Annotated in this window: 2 protein-coding genes; both read left to right on the forward strand. The window is 72.8% G+C overall.

The annotated features are described in order from the left end of the window. Nucleotides 1–30 precede the first annotated feature (30 nt). Entirely contained in the window at nucleotides 31–11,007 is a 10,977-nt protein-coding gene (locus tag ACZ6YV_RS16535; protein ID WP_465510380.1) for an SDR family NAD(P)-dependent oxidoreductase, read from the forward strand. A gap of 32 nt (nucleotides 11,008–11,039) precedes the next feature. Further along, nucleotides 11,040–19,781 carry a type I polyketide synthase gene (locus ACZ6YV_RS16540; RefSeq protein WP_465510381.1) on the forward strand — a complete coding sequence of 2,914 codons (8,742 nt, stop codon included), beginning with the start codon at nucleotides 11,040–11,042 and terminating at the stop codon, nucleotides 19,779–19,781. Nucleotides 19,782–19,786: the final 5 nt, after the last annotated feature.

Genomic DNA, 19,786 nt, shown 5'->3' on the forward strand with positions numbered 1-19,786 from the left:
CGGCCCGGCGCCGCGAGGAGGACCACCGTCATGACGACCGACGAGCGGACGCTCGACTACCTCAAGCGACTGACCGCCGAACTGCGTGAGACGCGGCGCCGTCTGCGAGAAGCCGAGGAGAGCGGCTCGGAACCCCTCGCCGTGATCGGCATGGCCTGCCGGTTCCCGGGCGGGGTCACCTCGCCGGAAGGACTGTGGGACCTCGTCGACGGTGGCGGCGACGGCATGACGGGCTTCCCGGCGAACCGGGGCTGGGACACCGACGGGCTCTACCACCCGGACCCGGAACACCGGGGCACGAGCTACAGCGACCAGGGCGGATTCCTGCACGACGCCGGGGAATTCGACGCGGGCTTCTTCGGCATCTCGCCGCGGGAAGCCCTCGCGATGGACCCCCAGCAGCGGTTGCTGCTGGAGGTCACCTGGGAGACGTTCGAGCGGGCGGGGCTGGACACGGCCGCGCTGAAGGGCAGCGCCACCGGGGTGTTCGCCGGGGCCATGCGCAGTGAGTACGTCTCCGGGTTCGGCGGCGGATCCGAAGAGGTGGAAGGGTTCCTCGGCACCGGCTCGGCCAACAGCGTGCTTTCGGGCCGTCTCGCCTACACCCTCGGACTGGAGGGCCCGGCGGTCACCATCGACACGGCGTGCTCGTCTTCGCTGGTCGCGGTCCACCTCGCGGCGCACGCGCTGCGGTCGGGGGAGTGCTCGCTGGCGCTGGCCGGCGGGGTCACGGTGATGGCGACGCCGGAGACGTTCGTCGAGTTCTCGCGGCAGCGCGGCATGGCGCCGAACGGGCGCTGCAAGGCTTTCGCCGCCGGGGCCGACGGCACCGGCTGGTCCGAGGGCGCGGGCATGCTCCTGCTGGAGCGGCTGTCCGACGCCCGCCGCAACGGCCACCGGATCCTCGCCGTCATCAAGGGTTCCGCGGTCAACCAGGACGGCGCGTCCAACGGCCTCACCGCGCCCAACGGCCCGGCCCAGCAGCGCGTCATCCGTGCCGCGCTGAAGAACGCGAAGCTGACCGCCGCCGACGTCGACGCCGTCGAGGCGCACGGCACCGGCACGACCCTCGGTGACCCGATCGAGGCGCAGGCGCTGCTGGCCACCTACGGCCGTGAGCGGGAAAACCCACTGTGGCTCGGCTCGGTCAAGTCGAACATCGGGCACACCCAGGCCGCCGCGGGGGCCGCCGGGATCATCAAGATGGTCGAGGCGATGCGTCGCGGTGTGCTGCCCCGCACACTGCACGTCGACGAGGCCTCCCCGCACGTCGACTGGGCGGCCGGGGCCGTCGAACTGCTCACCGAACCGAAGCCGTGGGACACCGGCGACCGGCCGCGCCGCGCCGGGGTGTCGTCCTTCGGCATGAGCGGCACCAACGCGCACGTCATCCTGGAGCAGGCTCCCGCGAGCGAGGACGCCGAGCCGGAACGGACTCCGCCCGCGGTCCAGACGTGGCCGCTTTCGGCTCGTGGTCCCGCCGCGCTGAAGGCCGCGGCCGCGCAGCTTCTGTCCACAGTAGACACTGTTGACCCGCTCGACCTCGGCTGGTCGCTGGCCACCACGCGGACCGCGCTGGAGTCACGTGCCGCGATCGTCGGTACCCCGGAAGACCTCAAAGCGGGATTGACCGCGCTCGCCGAGGGCGAACCCGCCCCCGGTGTCGTCACCGGCGAACCGCTGCTCGGGCGGACCGCGTTCCTGTTCTCCGGGATGGGCGCCCAGCGCTGCGGCATGGGCCGCGAGCTCTACGACACCTTCCCCGCCTACCGCGCCGCCTTCGACGAGGCGTGCGCCGCACTCGACACCCACCTCGATCGCCCGCTGGCCGACGTCGTCTTCGGTGACGACCAGAAGCTGCTCGACCGGATGACCTTCGCCCAGCCCGCGATGTTCGCGCTGCAAGTGGCGCTCTTCCGGCTGCTGGAGTCGTGGGGGGTGCGGCCGGACTACGTCGTCGGGCACTCCGCCGGCGAACTGGGCGCGGCCCACGTCGCCGGGGTCTGGGACCTGGCGGGCGCCGCACGGATGATCACCGCGCGCGGCCGTCTGATGGAGGCGCAGCCGCCGGGTGGCGCGATGATCGGCATCCAGGCCACCGAGGAGGAGGTCGCGGCCGAACTGACCGACGGTCTCGCCATCGGCGCGCTCAACGCCCCCGACTCGATCGTCGTGTCCGGTGAGGAGGCCGCAGCCGAAGCGCTGGCCGCCAAATTCGCCGAACGCGGCCGCAAGGTCAAGCGGCTCAACATCTCCCACGCGTCGCACTCCGCGCGCATGGACGGCATGCTCGCCGAATTCGGCGCCATCGCCGAAGAAACCCCGCACGGGACGCCGTCGATCCCCGTGGTCTCGAACGTGACCGGTCGCCTCGCCGGACCGGACGAGGTCACCGTTCCCGGCTACTGGCCGCGGCACGTCCGGCAGCCCGTCCGGTTCGCCGACGGGATCGGCTTCCTGCGCGGTGAAGGAGTTTCCCGGTTCGTCGAGATCGGCCCGGATTCGGTGCTGGCCGGCATGGTCGCGCGGACGCTGCCGCCCGAAGGCATCCTCACCGTCCCGGTGCTGCGCAAGGACCGCCCCGAAGCGCGGACCGCGATGACCGTGCTCGCCGAACTGCACGTCCGCGGCGCTCGCGTCGACTGGACCGCGTTCCACGAGGGCACCGGTGCCCGCACGATCGATCTGCCCACGTACCCGTTCCAGCGTGAGAACTACTGGCTGCGCGGCGGTCACAGCGCGGGCGACCCGGGTGGGCTCGGTCTGGCCGACGCCGCGCATCCGCTGCTGGGCGCGGCCGTCCCGCTCGCCGACGGCGCCGGAGTCGTCTTGACCGGCCGGATCTCGCCGTCCACCCATCCCTGGCTCACCGATCACGCCGTCGCGGGCACCGTCATCGTCCCCGGCACCGCCCTGGTCGAACTCGCGCTGCGAGCCGGTGACGAAGCCGGCTGCGCGCACCTCGAAGAACTCACCCTGCGCGAGCCGATGGTCCTGGCCGGTCCTTTGGACGTCCAGGTCGTCCTGGCGGGCCCGGACGAGAGCGGCCGGCGCGCCGTCGCCGTGTACTCCCGCGCCGGTGAAGGCGCGTGGACGCTGCACGGTTCGGGCACCTTGGCCCCGCAGCCCCCGGCCGCGAACTTCGACCTGGCCGAGTGGCCGCCGCGCGACGCCGTCCCTGTGGATCTCACCGACGTCTACCCGGTGTTCGCCGCCGCCGGTCTGGAGTACGGCCCGGTCTTCCAGGGACTCAAGGCGGCTTGGCGCCTCGGCGAGGAGATCTTCGCCGAAACCGCCCTTCCGGAAGACATCGCGAAGGCCGACGTCGAGCGCTTCGGCCTCCACCCCGCGCTGCTGGACGCCGGTCTGCACGCGATCGGCCTCATGAGCGAGGAACCGGGCGGCGCCAAACTGCCGTTCCTCTGGCAGGACGTCACCCTGCACGCCACCGGCGCGTCCGCGCTGCGGCTGAAGCTCACGCCCGCCGCGTCCGGTGCGGTCACCCTGCGCGCCGCCGACGGCACCGGAGCCCCGGTCGTCACCATCGGTTCCCTGACCCTGCGCGAACTCGCCCCCGTCACCACGGCGACCCCTGGCCTCGACTCGCTGTTCCGCCTCGACTGGACCCCGGTGCCCACCCCGGCCGACCCGGCCCAGGTCGAGTGGGCGTACCACGGGCGGGTCGGCGGCGGCGTGCCGCCGGTGGTCGTGCTCCCGGTGTTCACCGACCCGGCGGGCGCCCGTATCGCCACCCGCGAGGTCCTCGCAGTCCTCCAGCAGTTCTCCACCGAAGACCGGTTCGCCGACGCGAAACTCGTCGTCGTCACCTGCGCCGCGATCGGTCCCGGTCGCGTCGATCCGGCCGCCGCCGCGGTCTGGGGCCTCGGCCGCTCCGCGCAGAGTGAACTCCCCGGCCGGGTCGTCCTCGTCGACACCGAGACCGGCGACCTGACCGACACCGAACTCGCCGCCGCGCTGGCGACCGGTGAACCCCAGCTGACCTTGCGCGACGGCAGTTTCGCAGCCCTGCGCCTCGGCCCGGTCCCCGGCACCGACGAACTCAGCCCGCCCGCCGAACCCGCGTGGCGCCTCGGCATGGCCGGTCGCGGCACCCTGGACGAACTGCGCCTCGAACCCTGCCCCCAGGCCCTGGAACCCCTTGAACCCGGGCACATCCGGGTCGTTGTCGGAGCCGCGGGGCTCAACTTCCGCGACGCGCTCAACGTCCTCGGCATGTTCGAGGGCGAGCCCGGCCCGCTCGGCAACGAAATCGCCGGTGTCGTGCTCGAAGTCGGGTCCGAAGTGGACGATCTGGTGCCCGGCGACCGGATCATGGGTGTCGCGATCGGCGGCATCGGCTCCATCACCACCGCGCAGCGTTCGATGTGTGCGCGTATTCCGGAGAACTGGACGGACGAGGAAGCCGCGTCCGTACCCCTGGTGTTCCTCACCGCCTACTTCGGCCTCAAGGAACTCGCCGGGCTGAAGGCGGGGGAGTCCGTCCTCGTCCACGCGGGCGCCGGCGGCGTCGGCATGGCGGCGATCCAGATCGCCCGCCACCTCGGCGCCGAGGTCTACAGCACCGCGAGCCCCACGAAGCAGCACGTGCTGACTGAAGCCGGACTGGATGACGGTCACATCGCCAACTCCCGCACTCTCGACTTCGAGCAGCACTTCCTCGCCACCAGCGAAGGACGCGGCGTCGACGTCGTCCTCGACGCGCTCACCGGCGACTTCGTGGACGCCTCCCTGCGGCTGCTGCCGCGCGGCGGCCGGTTCCTGGAGATGGGCAAGGCCGGACTTCGCGACCCCGGCGAGGTCGCCGCGCAGCACCCCGGCGTCGAGTACCGGCCTTACGACCTCATCGAAGCGGGCCCCGAGCAGTTCTCCCGAATGTGGGCCGAAGTGCTGGACCTGTTCGCGAGTGGCGTCCTGAAGCCGTTGCCGCGTCACGTCTGGGACGTCCGCCGCGCGCCCGAGGCGTTCCGGTTGCTCAGCCAGGCCAAGCACATCGGCAAGGTCGTGCTCACCATCCCGCGCGGCCCGGACCCCGAGGGCACCGTCCTGATCACCGGCGGTACCGGTGGCCTCGGCGCGATGCTCGCCAAGCACCTGATCGCCGAGTACGGCGTCCGGCACCTGCTCCTGACCAGCCGCCGCGGCCCGGACGCCCCCGGTGCTTCCGAGCTGTCCTCCGAGTTGAAGGCTCTCGGCGCGACCGTCACGATCGCCGCGTGTGACAGCGCGGACCGCGACGCCGTCGCCGCGCTGCTGGCCGCCATCCCCGGCGAGCACCCGCTTACCGCCGTCGTCCACGCGGCCGGTGTCCTCGACGACGCCCCGATCGACGCGCTGAACCCCGAACGCCTCGACCGTGTCCTCGCCCCCAAGGCCGACGCCGCCTGGCACCTGCACGAGCTGACCGCGGATCTCCCGCTGCGCTGGTTCGTCCAGTTCTCCTCGGCCGCCGGCGTGCTCGGCAACCCCGGTCAGGGCAACTACGCCGCCGCCAACGCCTTCCTCGACGGCCTCGCCACCCGTCGTCGCGCCGAAGGTCTCGCGGCGCAGTCCGTCGCGTGGGGCCTGTGGTCCGGCGGCATGAAGGGCGAGCTCGGCGACGCGGGCGAAGAACGCATGCGCCGCAGCGGTTTCCCGCCGATCGACGCGGGAGAGGGCCTGGCGATGTTCGACCGCGCGGTCGGCCTCGATCACGCCGTCCTGCTCGGTCTCAAGTTCGACCGCGCGACCGTCCGCGGCAGCGACGCCCCGATCTCGCCGCTGATCCGCGGGCTGGTCGGTGGATCCGGCCGGGCGAAGGCCAAGACCGCCACCGCCGAGCAGGCGGGCGAACTGCGGCGCAAACTCGCCGGGCTGCCCGCCCCGGACCGCGACGAACTGCTGCTGGACCTGGTGCGCCGCGAGGTCGCGCTGGTCCTCGGTCACGCCGACGCGGCCGGGATCGCCGCGACCCGCGCCTTCAACGAAATCGGCTTCGACTCGCTCACCGCGGTCGAACTGCGCAACCGTCTCGGCGCCGCGACCGGCCTCCGGCTGCCCGCGACACTCGTCTTCGACCACCCGACACCCGACGCGCTGAAGGTCTTCCTGCGCGGCGAACTCGTCGGGGACGAGACGCCGGCCCCGGTCGCGATCACCCCCGTCGCGGCCGGGTCCGGTATCCACGACGATCCGATCGTCATCGTCGGGATGGGCTGCCGGTACCCGGGCGACGTCACCTCACCCGCCGAGCTCTGGCAGCTGGTCGCCGAGGGCCGCGACGGCGTCGGGGACTTCCCTGCCGACCGCGACTGGCCCCTGGACTCGCTGTTCCACCCGGACCCCGACCACCGCGGTACCACCTACGCATCCGAAGGTGCTTTCCTTTACAACGCGGGCGATTTCGACGCCGAGTTCTTCGGGATCTCGCCGCGTGAGGCGCTGGCCATGGACCCGCAGCAGCGCCAGGTCCTCGAGACCGCGTGGGAGGCGCTGGAGCGCTCCGGTATCGACCCGGGTTCTCTGCGCGGCACCAGCACCGGGGTGTTCGCCGGGGCGCTGTCCAACGACTACATCTCGCGGCTGAGCGCGATTCCCGAGCAGGTCGAAGGATTCCTCGGTACCGCGTCCTTCAGCAGCGTCGTGTCAGGCCGCGTCGCCTATGCGCTCGGGCTGGAAGGCCCGGCGGTTTCCGTCGACACCGCCTGCTCGTCTTCGCTGGTGGCGGTGCATCTGGCCGCGCAGTCGCTGCGGTCGGGGGAGTGCACGCTGGCCCTGGCGGGCGGCGTCAACGTGATGGCGTCGCCGGACATGTTCGTCGAGTTCTCGCGTCAGCGCGGACTGGCGCCGGACGGCCGCTGCAAGCCGTTCGCCGGGGCCGCCGACGGCACGAACTGGGCCGAAGGCGTCGGAATCCTGGTGCTGGAGCGGCTCTCCGACGCGCGCCGCAACGGACACCGCGTCCTCGCTGTCGTCAAGGGCTCGGCGGTCAACTCCGACGGCGCGTCCAACGGTCTTACCGCCCCCAACGGACCTTCGCAGCAGCGCGTGATCCGTTCCGCGCTGGCGAACGCCGGAGTCGAATCGTCCACTGTGGACGTCGTCGAAGCGCACGGAACGGGCACGCCGCTGGGCGACCCGATCGAGGCACAGGCGCTGCTGGCCACCTACGGCCGTGACCGCGAGCGGCCACTGCTGCTCGGTTCGGTCAAGTCCAACATCGGGCACACGCAGGCCGCCGCCGGGGTCGCCGGGATCATCAAGATGGTCGAGGCGATGAACCACGGTGTCGTCCCGGCGAGCCTGCACGTCGACGAGCCGACCCCGCACGTCGACTGGACCACCGGCGACATCGCGCTGCTCACCGAGCGGACGCCGTGGCCGGAGACCGGTGGCCCGCGCCGCGCCGGGGTGTCGTCGTTCGGCATCAGCGGCACCAACGCCCACGTCGTCCTCGAACAGGCCCCGGCCGAAGCCGAGCCGGAGCCTTCGCAGTCGCTGCCCGTGGTGCCCCTGCTGCTTTCCGGACGCACTCCGGAGGCGCTGGCCGCACAGGCTTCCCGTCTATCCACTGTGGAGCACACGGCCGACGCCGGTTTCTCGCTGGCGACCACCCGTACTCACCACGCGCACCGCGCGGTCGTCGTCGGCGAGCCCGGCGCCGGACTGCGGACGCTGGCCTCCGGCGAACCCGCGCCCGGGCGCCTCGCGTTCCTGTTCACCGGCCAGGGCTCGCAGCGCGCCGGAATGGGACGCGGTCTCCACGCCGCTTTCCCCGCGTTCGCCAAGGCCTACGACGAGGTCGCCGCGCTGCTCCCGCTCGATGGCGACCTGAGCCGGACCGGCACCGCCCAGCCCGCGATCTTCGCCCTCGAAGTCGCGCTCTACCGGCTCTTCGAGTCGTGGGGTGTGCGGCCCGCGTTCGTCGCCGGGCACTCGATCGGCGAGATCGCCGCCGCGCACATCGCGGGTGTGTTCTCGCTGGAAGACGCGGCGAAACTGATCGAAGCGCGCGGCAGGCTGATGGAGGCGCTGCCCGAAGGCGGCGTGATGGTCGCCGTGCAGGCGACCGAAGACGAGGTCGCCGAGTTCGACGGTGTCGCCGTCGCGGCGGTCAACGGCCCGGACGCTATCGTGCTCTCGGGCGCCGAGGAACCGGTGCTCGCCGCCGCGTCGGCGCTCGAAGCCCGTGGCCGCAAGGTGAAGCGGCTCGACGTCTCCCACGCGTTCCACTCGCCGCTGATGGACCCGATGCTCGACGACTTCGCCGCCGTGGTGCGGGGACTGTCGTTCTCGCAACCGCGGATCCCGATCGTGTCGACCGTCGCCGAGCGGGCTGATCTGACCGACCCCGCGTACTGGGTGCGGCACGTGCGGGAACCGGTCCGGTTCGCCGACGCGCTGACCGCCCTTTCGGCCGAAAACGTGACCACCTTCCTCGAAATCGGCCCGGCGGCGGTGCTTTCGGCGCTGGCCGCGGGGTCCGGCGAGGCGATCCCGGCCCTGCGCGACGAGAAGGACGAGCCGGAGACCGCGGTCACCGCGCTGGCCCGCCTGCACGTCCGCGGGATCGACGTCGACTGGCCCGCGTTCTTCGCCCCCGCGAAGCCGCGCGTGATCGACCTGCCGACCTACGCCTTCCAGCACGAGCGGTACTGGCTGCGCGAGCCCGCCATGGCGCGTGTCGCCGGCGGCCTGCGCCATCCGGTCCTGGCCTCCGCCGTGACCTCGGCCGACGACGGTTCGGTCCTGTGCACCGGCGTTCTGCCCGCCGAACCCTCGGACACGCTGCTCGTCGAACTGGCGATCCGCGCCGGTGACGAGGTCGGCGCGGGCACTCTCGCCGAATTCGCCGTCGAGGCGCCGCTGTCCGGGGACCGCGAGGTCCAGGTCTCCGTCGGCGCCGAGAACGACGGCCGCCGCCCGGTCTCGGTCCACACTCGGACCGGCGCGGGCTGGCAGCGGCACGGCACCGGATTCCTGGTCACCACCCCGGCTCCGGCGCCGCAGGCCCCGGAAGACACCCTGACCGAGCTGACCCTGCCGGACGACAGCGCCCAGCTGTACGGCCTGCACCCGAGCCTGCTCGACCCGGTCCTGGCCGAACGCGGCTGGCCGGTCGCCTGGCGGAACGTGACCCTGCACGCCACCGGTGCCACCACCGTCCGGGCGCATCTGAGCCCGGCGGGGGAACTGGCGGTGTTCGACCTCGCGGGAGCCCCGGTGCTGTCAGCCGAGGTGACCTTCGGCGAGCGCCCGGCCGCCGTGACGGAGCCGAGCGAGTCGCTCCACCAGATCGTCTGGTCGCCGGTTCCGGTGGGCGACGGCGAAACGTCGTGGGCCCGTCTTGAGGACGTCGGCGCTGAGCCGCCCGAAGCAGTCGTCCTGGAACTCGCCGAACCCGCGGGTGACGTGGCCGACGCGGCACGGACGGCGACCGCGACCGTTCTCGCCGCGCTGCAGGAGTCCCAAGCCGCCCGCCTGGTCGTGCTGACCGCCGGTGCCGTCGCACTGTCCGAAGAGGACGGTGCGGATCCGGCCGCCGCCGCGGTCTGGGGCCTGGTGCGCGCGGCGCAGTCGGAGAACCCGGGCCGGTTCGTCCTCGTGGACGGCGATGGCGACACGACGACGCTCGGCAAGGCACTGGCCACCGGCGAAGACCAGCTGCTGCTGCGTGAAGGCAAGCTGTACGCGCCGAAGTTGACGCTGGTCCGCTCTCAAGCCGCAGAGACCCCGACCTTGGCCGGGGGAGCGGTGCTCGTCACCGGCGGTACCGGTGGACTCGGTGCCCACCTCGCCCGGCACCTGGTCCAGGCGCACGGCGTCCAGGAACTGGTTCTCACCAGCCGACGCGGCCCGGACGCCCCTGGCGCGACCGAGCTGTCCGACGAGTTGAAGGCTTTCGGTGCGAACGTCCGCGTCGAAGCGTGCGACGTCGCCGACCGTGCCGCTGTCGAAGGCCTCTTGGCCGGGATCCCCCGGCTGAGCGGGATCGTGCACGCCGCGGGTGTCCTCGACGACGGTCTCGTCGGCGCGCTCACTCCGGAACGGCTCGCGACGGTGTTCGGCCCGAAGGCCGCCGCCGCTTGGCATCTGCACGAACTGACCAAGGGCCACGAGCTCGCGGCGTTCGTCCTGTTCTCCTCGGCCGCCGGGGTCCTCGGCAACGCCGGACAGGGTAACTACGCCGCCGCCAACGCCTTCCTCGACGGTCTCGCCGTGCACCGCCGCGCGCTCGGCCTGCCCGCCCGGTCACTGGCCTGGGGCCGTTGGGCCGACGGCATGGGCGGCGCGCTGGGCACCCAAGCCGGGCAACGCTTGAGCCGCAACGGTTTCCCGGCGCTGAGCACGGACGAAGGCCTGGCGTTGTTCGACGCGGCGCTGGCTGCGGACGTGGCCGCGTCGGTCCCGGTCAAACTCGATCGAGACGGTCTCGCCGCGGCCGGACAGCTCCCGCCGGTCCTGCGCGACCTGGTCCCCGCGGTCCGCCGCACCGCCGCGGCCGCCGACGCCGGCGCACTGCGGGTCAGGCTCGCCGGACTGGCCGAATCCGACCAGGAACGCGCGCTGCTCGACCTGGTGCGCGGACAGGCCGCGGCGGTACTCGGACACGCCGGGGCGGCCGCGATCGCCCCCGGCCGCGGCTTCCTCGACCTCGGGTTCGACTCGCTCACCGCGGTCGAGTTCCGGACCGCGCTGGCCGCCGCGACCGGCCTCACCCTGCCCACGACGGTCGTCTTCGACTACCCGGCGCCGGACGCGCTGGCCAAGTACCTCCAGACCGAACTCGCCCCCGAGACCGGCGCCGGTGCCGCGGTGACCGAACAGATCACCCGGCTCGAAGCCCTGCTCGACGGCGCAGACCCCGGCGACGCGGAGATCGACGGGCGGCTGAAGCGGCTGGTGGCGGCCTGGGCGGCGAAGAAGCCCGCGCACGCCACCGCCGACCTCGACGCCGCGTCCCCGGACGACCTCCTCGCGCTGATCGACGACGAGTTCGGCCCGCGCTGACATCCGCGACAGACACTCAGGAGCCGTGACCCATGCCTTCGGAAGAGCAGTACGTCGACTACCTCAAGCGGATGGCGGCCGACCTGCGGGAGAGCCGCCGTGAGCTGGCGGACGCGCGGGAGAAGGAGACCGAGCCCATCGCGATCGTCGCGATGAGCTGCCGGTTCCCCGGCGGCGTCCGCACCCCGGAACAGCTGTGGGAACTCATCGACGGCGGCGGCGACGCGATCTCGCCGTTCCCCGCCGACCGCGGCTGGGACACCGACGCGATCCACGACCTCGACCCGTCCGTCCCCGGCACCAGCTACGTCCGCGAGGGCGGCTTCCTGCACGACGCCGCGGAGTTCGACAACGAGCTGTTCGGCATCTCGCCCCGGGAGGCCGAGGCGACCGACCCGCAGCAGCGGTTGCTGCTGGAGACGGCGTGGGAGGCCGTCGAGCGGGCCGGGATCGATCCGCATTCGCTCAAGGGCAGTGCCACCGGAGTATTCGCCGGCGTCGGGTTCACCGACTACGCGTCGCGGTTGACAGCGCTGCCCGAGGAACACGAGGGCTACCTCGGCATCGGCACCTCCGGCAGCGTCGTGTCCGGCCGTGTCTCCTACGCGCTCGGCCTCGAAGGGCCGTCGGTGTCGATCGACACGGCGTGCTCGTCTTCGCTGGTCGCGGTCCACCTCGCCGCCCGCGCGCTGCGGTCGGGGGAGTGCTCGCTGGCGCTGGCCGGCGGGGTCACGGTGATGGCGACGCCGGGCGCGTTCGTCGAGTTCTCGCGGCAGCGGGGGCTCGCGCCGGACGGCCGCTGCAAACCGTTCGCGGCCGCCGCCGACGGCACGAACTGGGCCGAGGGCGCCGGGATGCTGGTGCTGGAACGCCTTTCCGACGCGCGCCGCCACGGTCACCCGGTCCTCGCGCTCGTCCGCGGCAGCGCGGTCAACTCCGACGGCGCGTCCAGTGGCCTGACCGCCCCGAACGGCCCGTCGCAGCAGCGCGTGATCCGCGCCGCGCTGGCGAACGCCGGTGTCGAGGCGTCCACTGTGGACGTCGTCGAGGCGCACGGCACCGGTACCGCGCTGGGTGACCCGATCGAGGCGCAAGCCCTGCTGGCCACCTACGGCCGGGACCGCGAAACGCCGCTGTGGCTGGGTTCGGTGAAGTCCAACATCGGCCACACGCAGGCCGCCGCCGGACTCGCCGGGATCGTCAAACTGGTCGAGGCGATGCGCCACGCCACACTGCCCGCGACTTTGCACGTCGACGCGCCGTCCCCGCACGTGGACTGGTCGGCGGGCTCGGTGGAACTGCTCGCTGAACCCCGCCCGTGGGCCGCGACGGACCGGCCGCGCCGTGCGGGTGTGTCGTCGTTCGGGATCAGCGGCACCAACGCGCACGTCATCCTCGAACAGCCGTCCGAAGAGCCCGCGGCGGACCGCGAGATCGTGGCGCCGCCGGTGGTTCCGTACGTGCTGTCGGGCGCCTCGCCCGCCGCTGTCCGCGCGCAGGCGGCCGCACTCTTGTCCACTGTGGACGAATCCGGCGCCGAGCCGGTCGACGTCGCGCTTTCCCTCGCCACCACTCGCGCCGGGATGGAGCACCGCGCGGTCATCACCGGGGCGGATCGCGCCGAGCTGGCCGCCGGTCTCCGCGCCCTCGCGGGCGGCGAAGCGGGCACGATCACCGGCAGCGACACCGCCGGACGGCTGGCCGTGCTGTTCACCGGTCAGGGTTCGCAGCGGCTCGGCATGGGCCGCCGTCTCCACGAGTGCTTCCCGGTGTTCGCCGAGGCCTTCGACGCGGCTTGCGCGCACCTTCCCGGCGTGCGGGACGTCGTGTTCGGCACCGACGCCGCCCGGCTCGACCGCACCGAATTCGCCCAGCCCGCCCTGTTCGCGTTCGAGGTCGCGCTCTTCCGCCTCGTCACCTCTTGGGGCGTCAGCCCGGACTTCCTCGCCGGCCACTCGGTCGGTGAGATCGCCGCCGCGCACGTCGCCGGGGTGCTTTCCCTTGAGGACGCGGCGAAGCTGGTCCTGGCCCGTGGCCGGTTGATGCAGGCGCTGCCCGAGGGCGGCGCGATGATCGCACTGGAGACGACCGAGGACGAGGTCCGCCCGTACCTGTCGGCCGACGTCGCGCTCGCGGCGGTCAACGGCCCGCGCGCGGTCGTCCTGTCCGGCGCCGAAGCCGCGACCACCGCCGTCGCCGAACGCTTCCCGGGCCGTCGCACGACCCGTCTTTCGGTGTCCCACGCCTTCCACTCGGCGCTGATGGAGCCGATGCTGGCCGAGTTCGCAGCCGTCGCGCGGACCCTGACCTACCGCGAGCCCACGATCCCGGTCGTCTCGACGCTGACCGGCGAGACCGCCGACAGGCTCACCGATCCGGAGTACTGGGCCGAGCACGTCCGCGGCACCGTCCGGTTCGCCGACGCGGTGGAAACCCTGCACGGTCAGGGCGTCACGACGTTCCTCGAACTCGGCCCGGACGCGGCTCTCACCCCGATGGGCCGTTCGGTCCTCCCCGACGGCGCAGTCTTTGCCGCGACCCAGCGCAAGGACCGCGACCAGGCCGCCACGCTCGTCGCCGCGCTGGGCCTCATCCACGCGCACGGCGCCCGCGTCGACTGGTCCGCCTACCTCGGTGGCAGCGGCGCGCGGATCGTCACGCTGCCGACGTATCCCTTCCAGCGCAAGCGTTTCTGGCTGGAAGACCCGGGCGCGGACGTGGTCGCCGCCGAGGACGGACGGTTCTGGTCGGTCGTCGAGTCCGGCGACGTCGGCGAGTTCGCCGCCGAACTGAAGCTGTCCGACGTCGAAGCGCCGCTCGGCACGGTCCTGCCCGCGTTGTCGCGCTACCGCCGCGCCCGTTCGCTGGCGGCCGAAGCGACGTCGCTGGCCTACCACGTCCGCTGGCAGCCCTTCACTCCCGCGACGACCACGGCGACCGGACGCTGGCTTCTCGTCACGTCGGCCCAGGACCACCCGTGGATCGAGACCGCTCTTGAGACCTTGTCCGGTGCCGAAGTGCGGCGGCTGGTCGTGGAGCACCCCGATCGCGTGGAGCTGCCGAACGAGTCCTTCGACGGCATCCTGTCCCTGCTGGCGCTCGACGAGACCGAGACCGACGGACTGTCGTTCGGCGCCGAAGCCACCATGGCGCTGGTCCGGGAGCTGGCCGCCCACGATCCACAAGGTCCACTGTGGACGCTCACCCGCGGCGCGGTCTCGACCGGCGCCCACGACGCGCCCGACTCACCCGCCCAGGCCCAGCTGTGGGGCTTCGGCCGCGCGGCGGCCCTGGAGAACCCGCAGGCGTGGGGCGGTCTCGTCGACGTCCCGGCCGAGCCGGGGGAGCGGACCGTCGCCCTCCTGCGCGGCGTCCTCACCGGCCCTCGTGGTGAGGACCAGGTCGCCGTCCGGGCCACCGGAGCCTTCGGCAGGCGGCTCGCCCACGCCGAACCCGCCGAGGCCGAACGGTCCTGGCAGCCGCGCGGCACCGTGCTCGTCACCGGCGGTACCGGCGGCCTCGGCGGGATCGTCGCCCGGTGGCTGGTCGAACACGGCGCCGAGCACGTCGTTCTCGTTTCACGCCAAGGAGAAACCGCGCCCGGTGCGGCCGACCTGGCAGGCGATCGGGTGACCATCGCCGCCTGCGACGTCGCTGACAAGGACGCCCTCGCGGCCGTCATCGAGCCGATCCGCGACGACCTCCGCGCGGTCTTCCACCTCGCCGGCGTCCTCGAACTCGGCCTCATCGAGTCGATGGACCGCACGCGCTACGCCGACGTCCTGCGCCCGAAGGTCGCCGGGACGCGCAACCTCGAAGAGCTGACCGAAGGCCTCGACCTCGACGCCTTCGTGCTGTTCTCCTCGATCGCCGCCTCCATCGGCAACGCGGTCCAGAGCGCTTACGGCGCCTCGAACGCGTACCTCGAAGCTGTCGCACAGCGGCGCCGCGCGAACGGCCTGCCCGCGACGTCGATCGCGTGGGGCCGTTGGGGCAAGGTCGGCATGGGTGTCGGCGCGGACCTCGACGAGATGCTCAGCGGACTCGGCGTCCCGGCCATGGCGCCGGAGACCGGTCTGGTCGCGCTCGGCCAGGCGCTGGACCGTGACGAGACCGCGCTGACCGTCGCCGAGCTGACCTGGGAGAAGTTCGCCCCGCCGTTCGCCGCGCTGCGCCCGAGCCCGCTGCTGGCCGATCTTCCCGAGGTCGTCGCCATCGCCGAGGCCGAAGCCGCGCAGGCCGCCGAGGGCGCGGAAGCCGCCGACGCGTGGCGGATCCGGCTCGCCGGACTGCCCGAGGCCGAACGCGAACGCGTCATCACCGAACTGGTCCTGACCCACACCGCAGCCGTGCTCGGGCACACCGACGGTGTCCCGGCCGGGCAGCAGTTCACCAAACTGGGCATCGATTCGCTCACCGCCATCGAACTGCGCGGCCGGATCAACACCGAGACCGGGCTCGCGCTCCCGCCGACGATGGTGTTCGACCACGCGACCCCGGCCGCGCTCGCCGCCCACCTGCTGGCCGCGCTCACCCCGGCCGTGCGGGAGACGCGGACCGTCGTCACCGGACCGGCCGCCGCGGGCCAGGACGTCGCCGTCGTCGGCCTCTCCTGCCGCTTCGCCGGCGGCAGCGACACCCCGGAGAAGTTCTGGCAGAACCTCGTCCAGGGCAAGGATCTGGTCCGCGAGGTCCCGCCGGACCGCTGGACCGCCGCCGACTACTACGACCCCGACCGCACCTCGCCGGGCAAGGCGTACACGCAGCAGGGCGCGTTCGTCGACGACATCGCCGGTTGGGACGCGGCGTTCTTCGGCCTCTCGCCGCAGGAAGCACGGCGGCTCGACCCGACCTTCCGGCTGCTCATGGAGCTGGTGTGGGAAGGCATCGAGGACGCCGGGCTCACCGCCGACGAACTGCGCGGCAGCCGCACCGGCGTGTTCGCCGGGCTGATCGACACCATGCAGTACAGCATGCGGCAGCTCGAAGCCGACGGCATGGACGCGGCCGACGACCCCTACTTCGGCCTCGGCAGCTCGCTTTCCGCCGCCGCCGGGCGTATCGCGCATCTGCTCGACCTGCGCGGGCCCTGCCTGACCGTGGACACCGCCTGCTCGTCGGCGCTGAGCGCGGCGCATCTGGCCGTGCAGAGCCTCCGACGCGGAGAATGCGACATCGCGATCGTCGGCGCCGCGTCGGCGATGATCAACCCGGACGTCTTCATCCAGTCCTGCAAGATGAGCATGCTCGCCGTCGACGGCCGTACCAAGACCTTCGACGAGAGCGCCGACGGCTACGTCATCGGCGAGGGGGGCGGTGTCGTCGTGCTCCGCCGGGCGGGCGAGGTCGGCCCTGGCAGGCGGACCCGCGCGGTCATCCGCGGCACCGCGACCAACCAGGACGGCCGCAGCAACGGGCTCACCGCACCCAACCGCGCGGCGCAGAACGCGGTCATCCGCGCGGCGCTCGCCGACGCTCGCGTCACCCCCGACGAGATCGGCTTCGTCGAGGCGCACGGCTCCGGCACGCAGCTCGGCGACGCGATCGAGTTCACCGCGCTCGGCGAGATCTTCGGCGAGCGGAACGCGCCGGAGCCGCTCTACGTCGGCGCGGTCAAGACGAACGTCGGCCACACGCTCGCCGCGGCCGGTATGGCCGGGCTGATCAAAACCGTGCTGTCGCTGGAAAACGGCACCCTGCCGGGCAACCTGCACATGAGCACGCCGAACTCGGTGGTCACCGTGGACGGCACGGTGCGCCCGGTCCCCGCCGCGCGGCCGTTCCCAGCCAACCGCGACGGGATCCTGCGTGCGGGTGTCAGCTCCTTCGGCTGGTCCGGCTCGAACGTGCACTTCGTCCTCGACCAGGCCGCGCCCGCTCCGATGCCCGCCCCGGGCCCGGACTGGCAGCTGTTCACGGTTTCCGGCCAGAGCGAAGCCGGTCTGCGCGCCAACGCGGAGGCGCTGGCCGAAAACCTGACCGGAGAACTGGCTGACGTCGCCTTCACCACCCAGGCCGGGCGTAGCGCGCTCTCGCTTCGCAAGGCGGTGCTGGTGCGCGATCACACCGACGCCGTCGCAGCCCTGCGCGCGGTCACCGGCGGCGAGGTCGTCACCGACAAGCGGCGCTTCGGCCTGCTGCTGCCCGGCACCCGCCGCGCGTGGCAGGGCACCACCGACGAGCTGTACCGCACCGAACTCGCGTTCCGTGCCGCGATCGACGAATGCGCGGCTCTGCTGGACGGCCGCGTCGATCTGCTCGGCGCGCTCTACGGCATGGCCCAGGCCGACGAACGGGCCGTGGTCTTCGCCGTCGAGTACGCCTTCACCCGGCTGCTGACAGCGTGGGGTCTCGAACCGGCCGTGCTGCTCGGACGCGGGACCGGCGAATGCGTCGCCGCCGTCGCGGGCGGGCTGTTCGGCCTCGCCGAAGGCCTCGAACTCGCGCTCGGTGGACCCGTTCCGCAGGCGGGAACCCCGACGGTGCCGGTGATCTCGCCGCGCACCGGCACCGTGCTTACCGCAGCCGAGGCCGCCGACCCGGCGCACTGGAGGATCGCGGACGAGCGCTTCGAAGACGGCCTGCTGGCGCTGGCCAAGTACGCCGGTGTGCTGGTCGAAGCCGGACTCGGTGACGACGGCGCCGTGGCGGCCGGCCGCTACCTGCCGCAGACGCCGGTCGTCTCGCTGTTGCCGGAGCCGGTGCCCGGGGCCGGACGACGGGCTTGGCTGACCGCGCTCGGCGCGCTCTGGGAGCACGGCGTCCAGATCGGCTGGGCGGAGGGCGCCGGACCGGACCGCCGGTTCGTTTCCCTGCCCGGCTACCGTTTCCAGCGCACCCGGTACTGGCCGGAGGTCGCTTCTCGCGGTGGCGGCTGGTCGCTGTCGCAGATGTCCGCCGGTGAGCCGCAGCCGGAGACACCGGTCCGTGACGGGCTGGCCGCGCACACGCCGACGTGGCGCCGGGACAGCACCCGCCGGGTGCCCGCGACACCGGGTGACCTGGTCCTGTTCGCCGAGCCGGGCTCGTTCGCCGACGACTTCGCGGCCGTGGCGGAGGCCGCCGGACACCGCGTCACGGTCGCCTCCGAGATCACGCGCCAGGTGCTCGCCGGGGACGGTCCGCTCCGGATCGTGCACGCCCTCGGGCTCACCGCCAGTGGCCTCGAATCCGGCTTCTACAGCCTCTTGGAACTCGGCAAGGCCATCGGCGCCGAATGCGCCGGTCGCCGGGTCGACCTGCTCGCGCTGGGACACGGCGGCTTCGACGTCCTCGGCGGCGACGCCACCGACGCCTTCGCCCCGACCATCGCCGCGACAGCCGACGCGATCGCCGCCGAGTACCCGTCGGTCCACGCGCAGTACGCGGACTTCGACCGCACCGGCGACCGCGTCACCCAAGCCACACACGAACTCGACCTGCTGGCGGCGTCCCCTGTGTCCAAATCGGACACGGTCGACGGGGTCGCCGTCGCCGCCTGGCGCGGCGGACGGCGCTGGCTGCGCGGCTTCGACGTCGTCGAGCTGCCCGAGACCGACGACGCGCTGGCCTGGAAGCCCGGCGGGACCTACCTGATCACCGGTGGGCTCGGTGTTCTCGGCCTGGCGCTGGCCAGGCGGCTCGCGCCGCTGGGCGTGAATCTCGCGCTGGCAGGCCGTTCCGAGCTGCCGCCGGAGGAAACCTGGGACGACTGGATCCGCGACCACGGCGTCGACGACCGCACGAGCGAAGTGCTGCTGGCGGTGCGGGACCTGCGTGCCCTCGGTGCCGACGTCCTGACTCTGCGCGCTGACGTCAGCGCCCCCGGCGAGGCTGCCGCGTTGCTGGCGGAAGTGCGTGGCTACTTCGGCTACCTCGACGGCGTCGTGCACGCGGCCGGGATCGCCGGTGGCGGCCTGCTGCAGAACAAGACCCGCGAGCAGGCGGCCGCGGTGCTGGCGCCGAAGATCGACGGCACCCTCGCCCTGACCGACGCGTTGCGCGTCGAACCGGTCGACCTGCTGGTCCTGTACTCCTCGACGGTGACGCTCACCGTCGGCGTCGGCGAGATCGACTACTCGGCGGCCAACGCCTTCCTCGACGGGGTCGCGTCGGCCTCGGCGGGGGGACGTGGTCCGGCGAAACAGGTCGTGTCGGTCGCGTGGGGCCCCTGGCAGCTGGACGCCTGGACGTCGTCCGGGCTCTCGGGGTCCGCCGAGGCACAGGAGGGCTCCCGCAAGTTCCGCGAGGAATTCGGCATCGGCGCCGAGGAAGGCACCGAACTGCTCTCGCGGATCGTCGCCTCCGGCGAGCCGCTGGTGACGGTGCTGCCGCTGCCGCTGACCGACGTGCTGGCCGCGCTCGCCCGGATGGGTTCGGTCGACGCGCTGGTCGGCGCCGACGCCGCGATCCCCACCGGGGAGCGGTACCCGCGGCCCGAACTGCGCACCGCGTACGTCGCCCCGCGCACCCCGGCGGAAGTGCGCGTCGCCGCCGCCTGGTGCGACTGCCTCGGCCTGGAAGAGGTCGGCGTGCACGACCCGTTCTTCGACCTCGGCGGCACTTCGCTGATCGGCCTCGTGCTGATCGGCCGCGTCGCCAAGGAGTTCGGCGTCGAACTGGCGCCGGCGAGCCTCTTCGAGAAGCCGACCATCGCCGAATTCGTCACGCTCCTCGGTGAACCCGGCGCGCCGCAGGTGGCCGCCGAACCCGCCGAAGACGTCTCCGCCCGCGGCGAACGTCGCCGCGCCCGCACCGCGAAGCTCCGCAAGCGCCCGAGCCGGACCGGAAGGTGAACCAC

The sequence above is a fragment of the Amycolatopsis sp. NPDC102522 genome (assembly GCF_055584485.1).

What these genes read in the sequence shown, in the direction of transcription:
- ACZ6YV_RS16535 (WP_465510380.1), top strand. Translation starts at nt 31, where the DNA reads ATGACGACCGACGAGCGGACGCTCGACTACCTCAAGCGACTGACCGCC.
- ACZ6YV_RS16540 (WP_465510381.1), top strand. Translation starts at nt 11,040, where the DNA reads ATGCCTTCGGAAGAGCAGTACGTCGACTACCTCAAGCGGATGGCGGCC.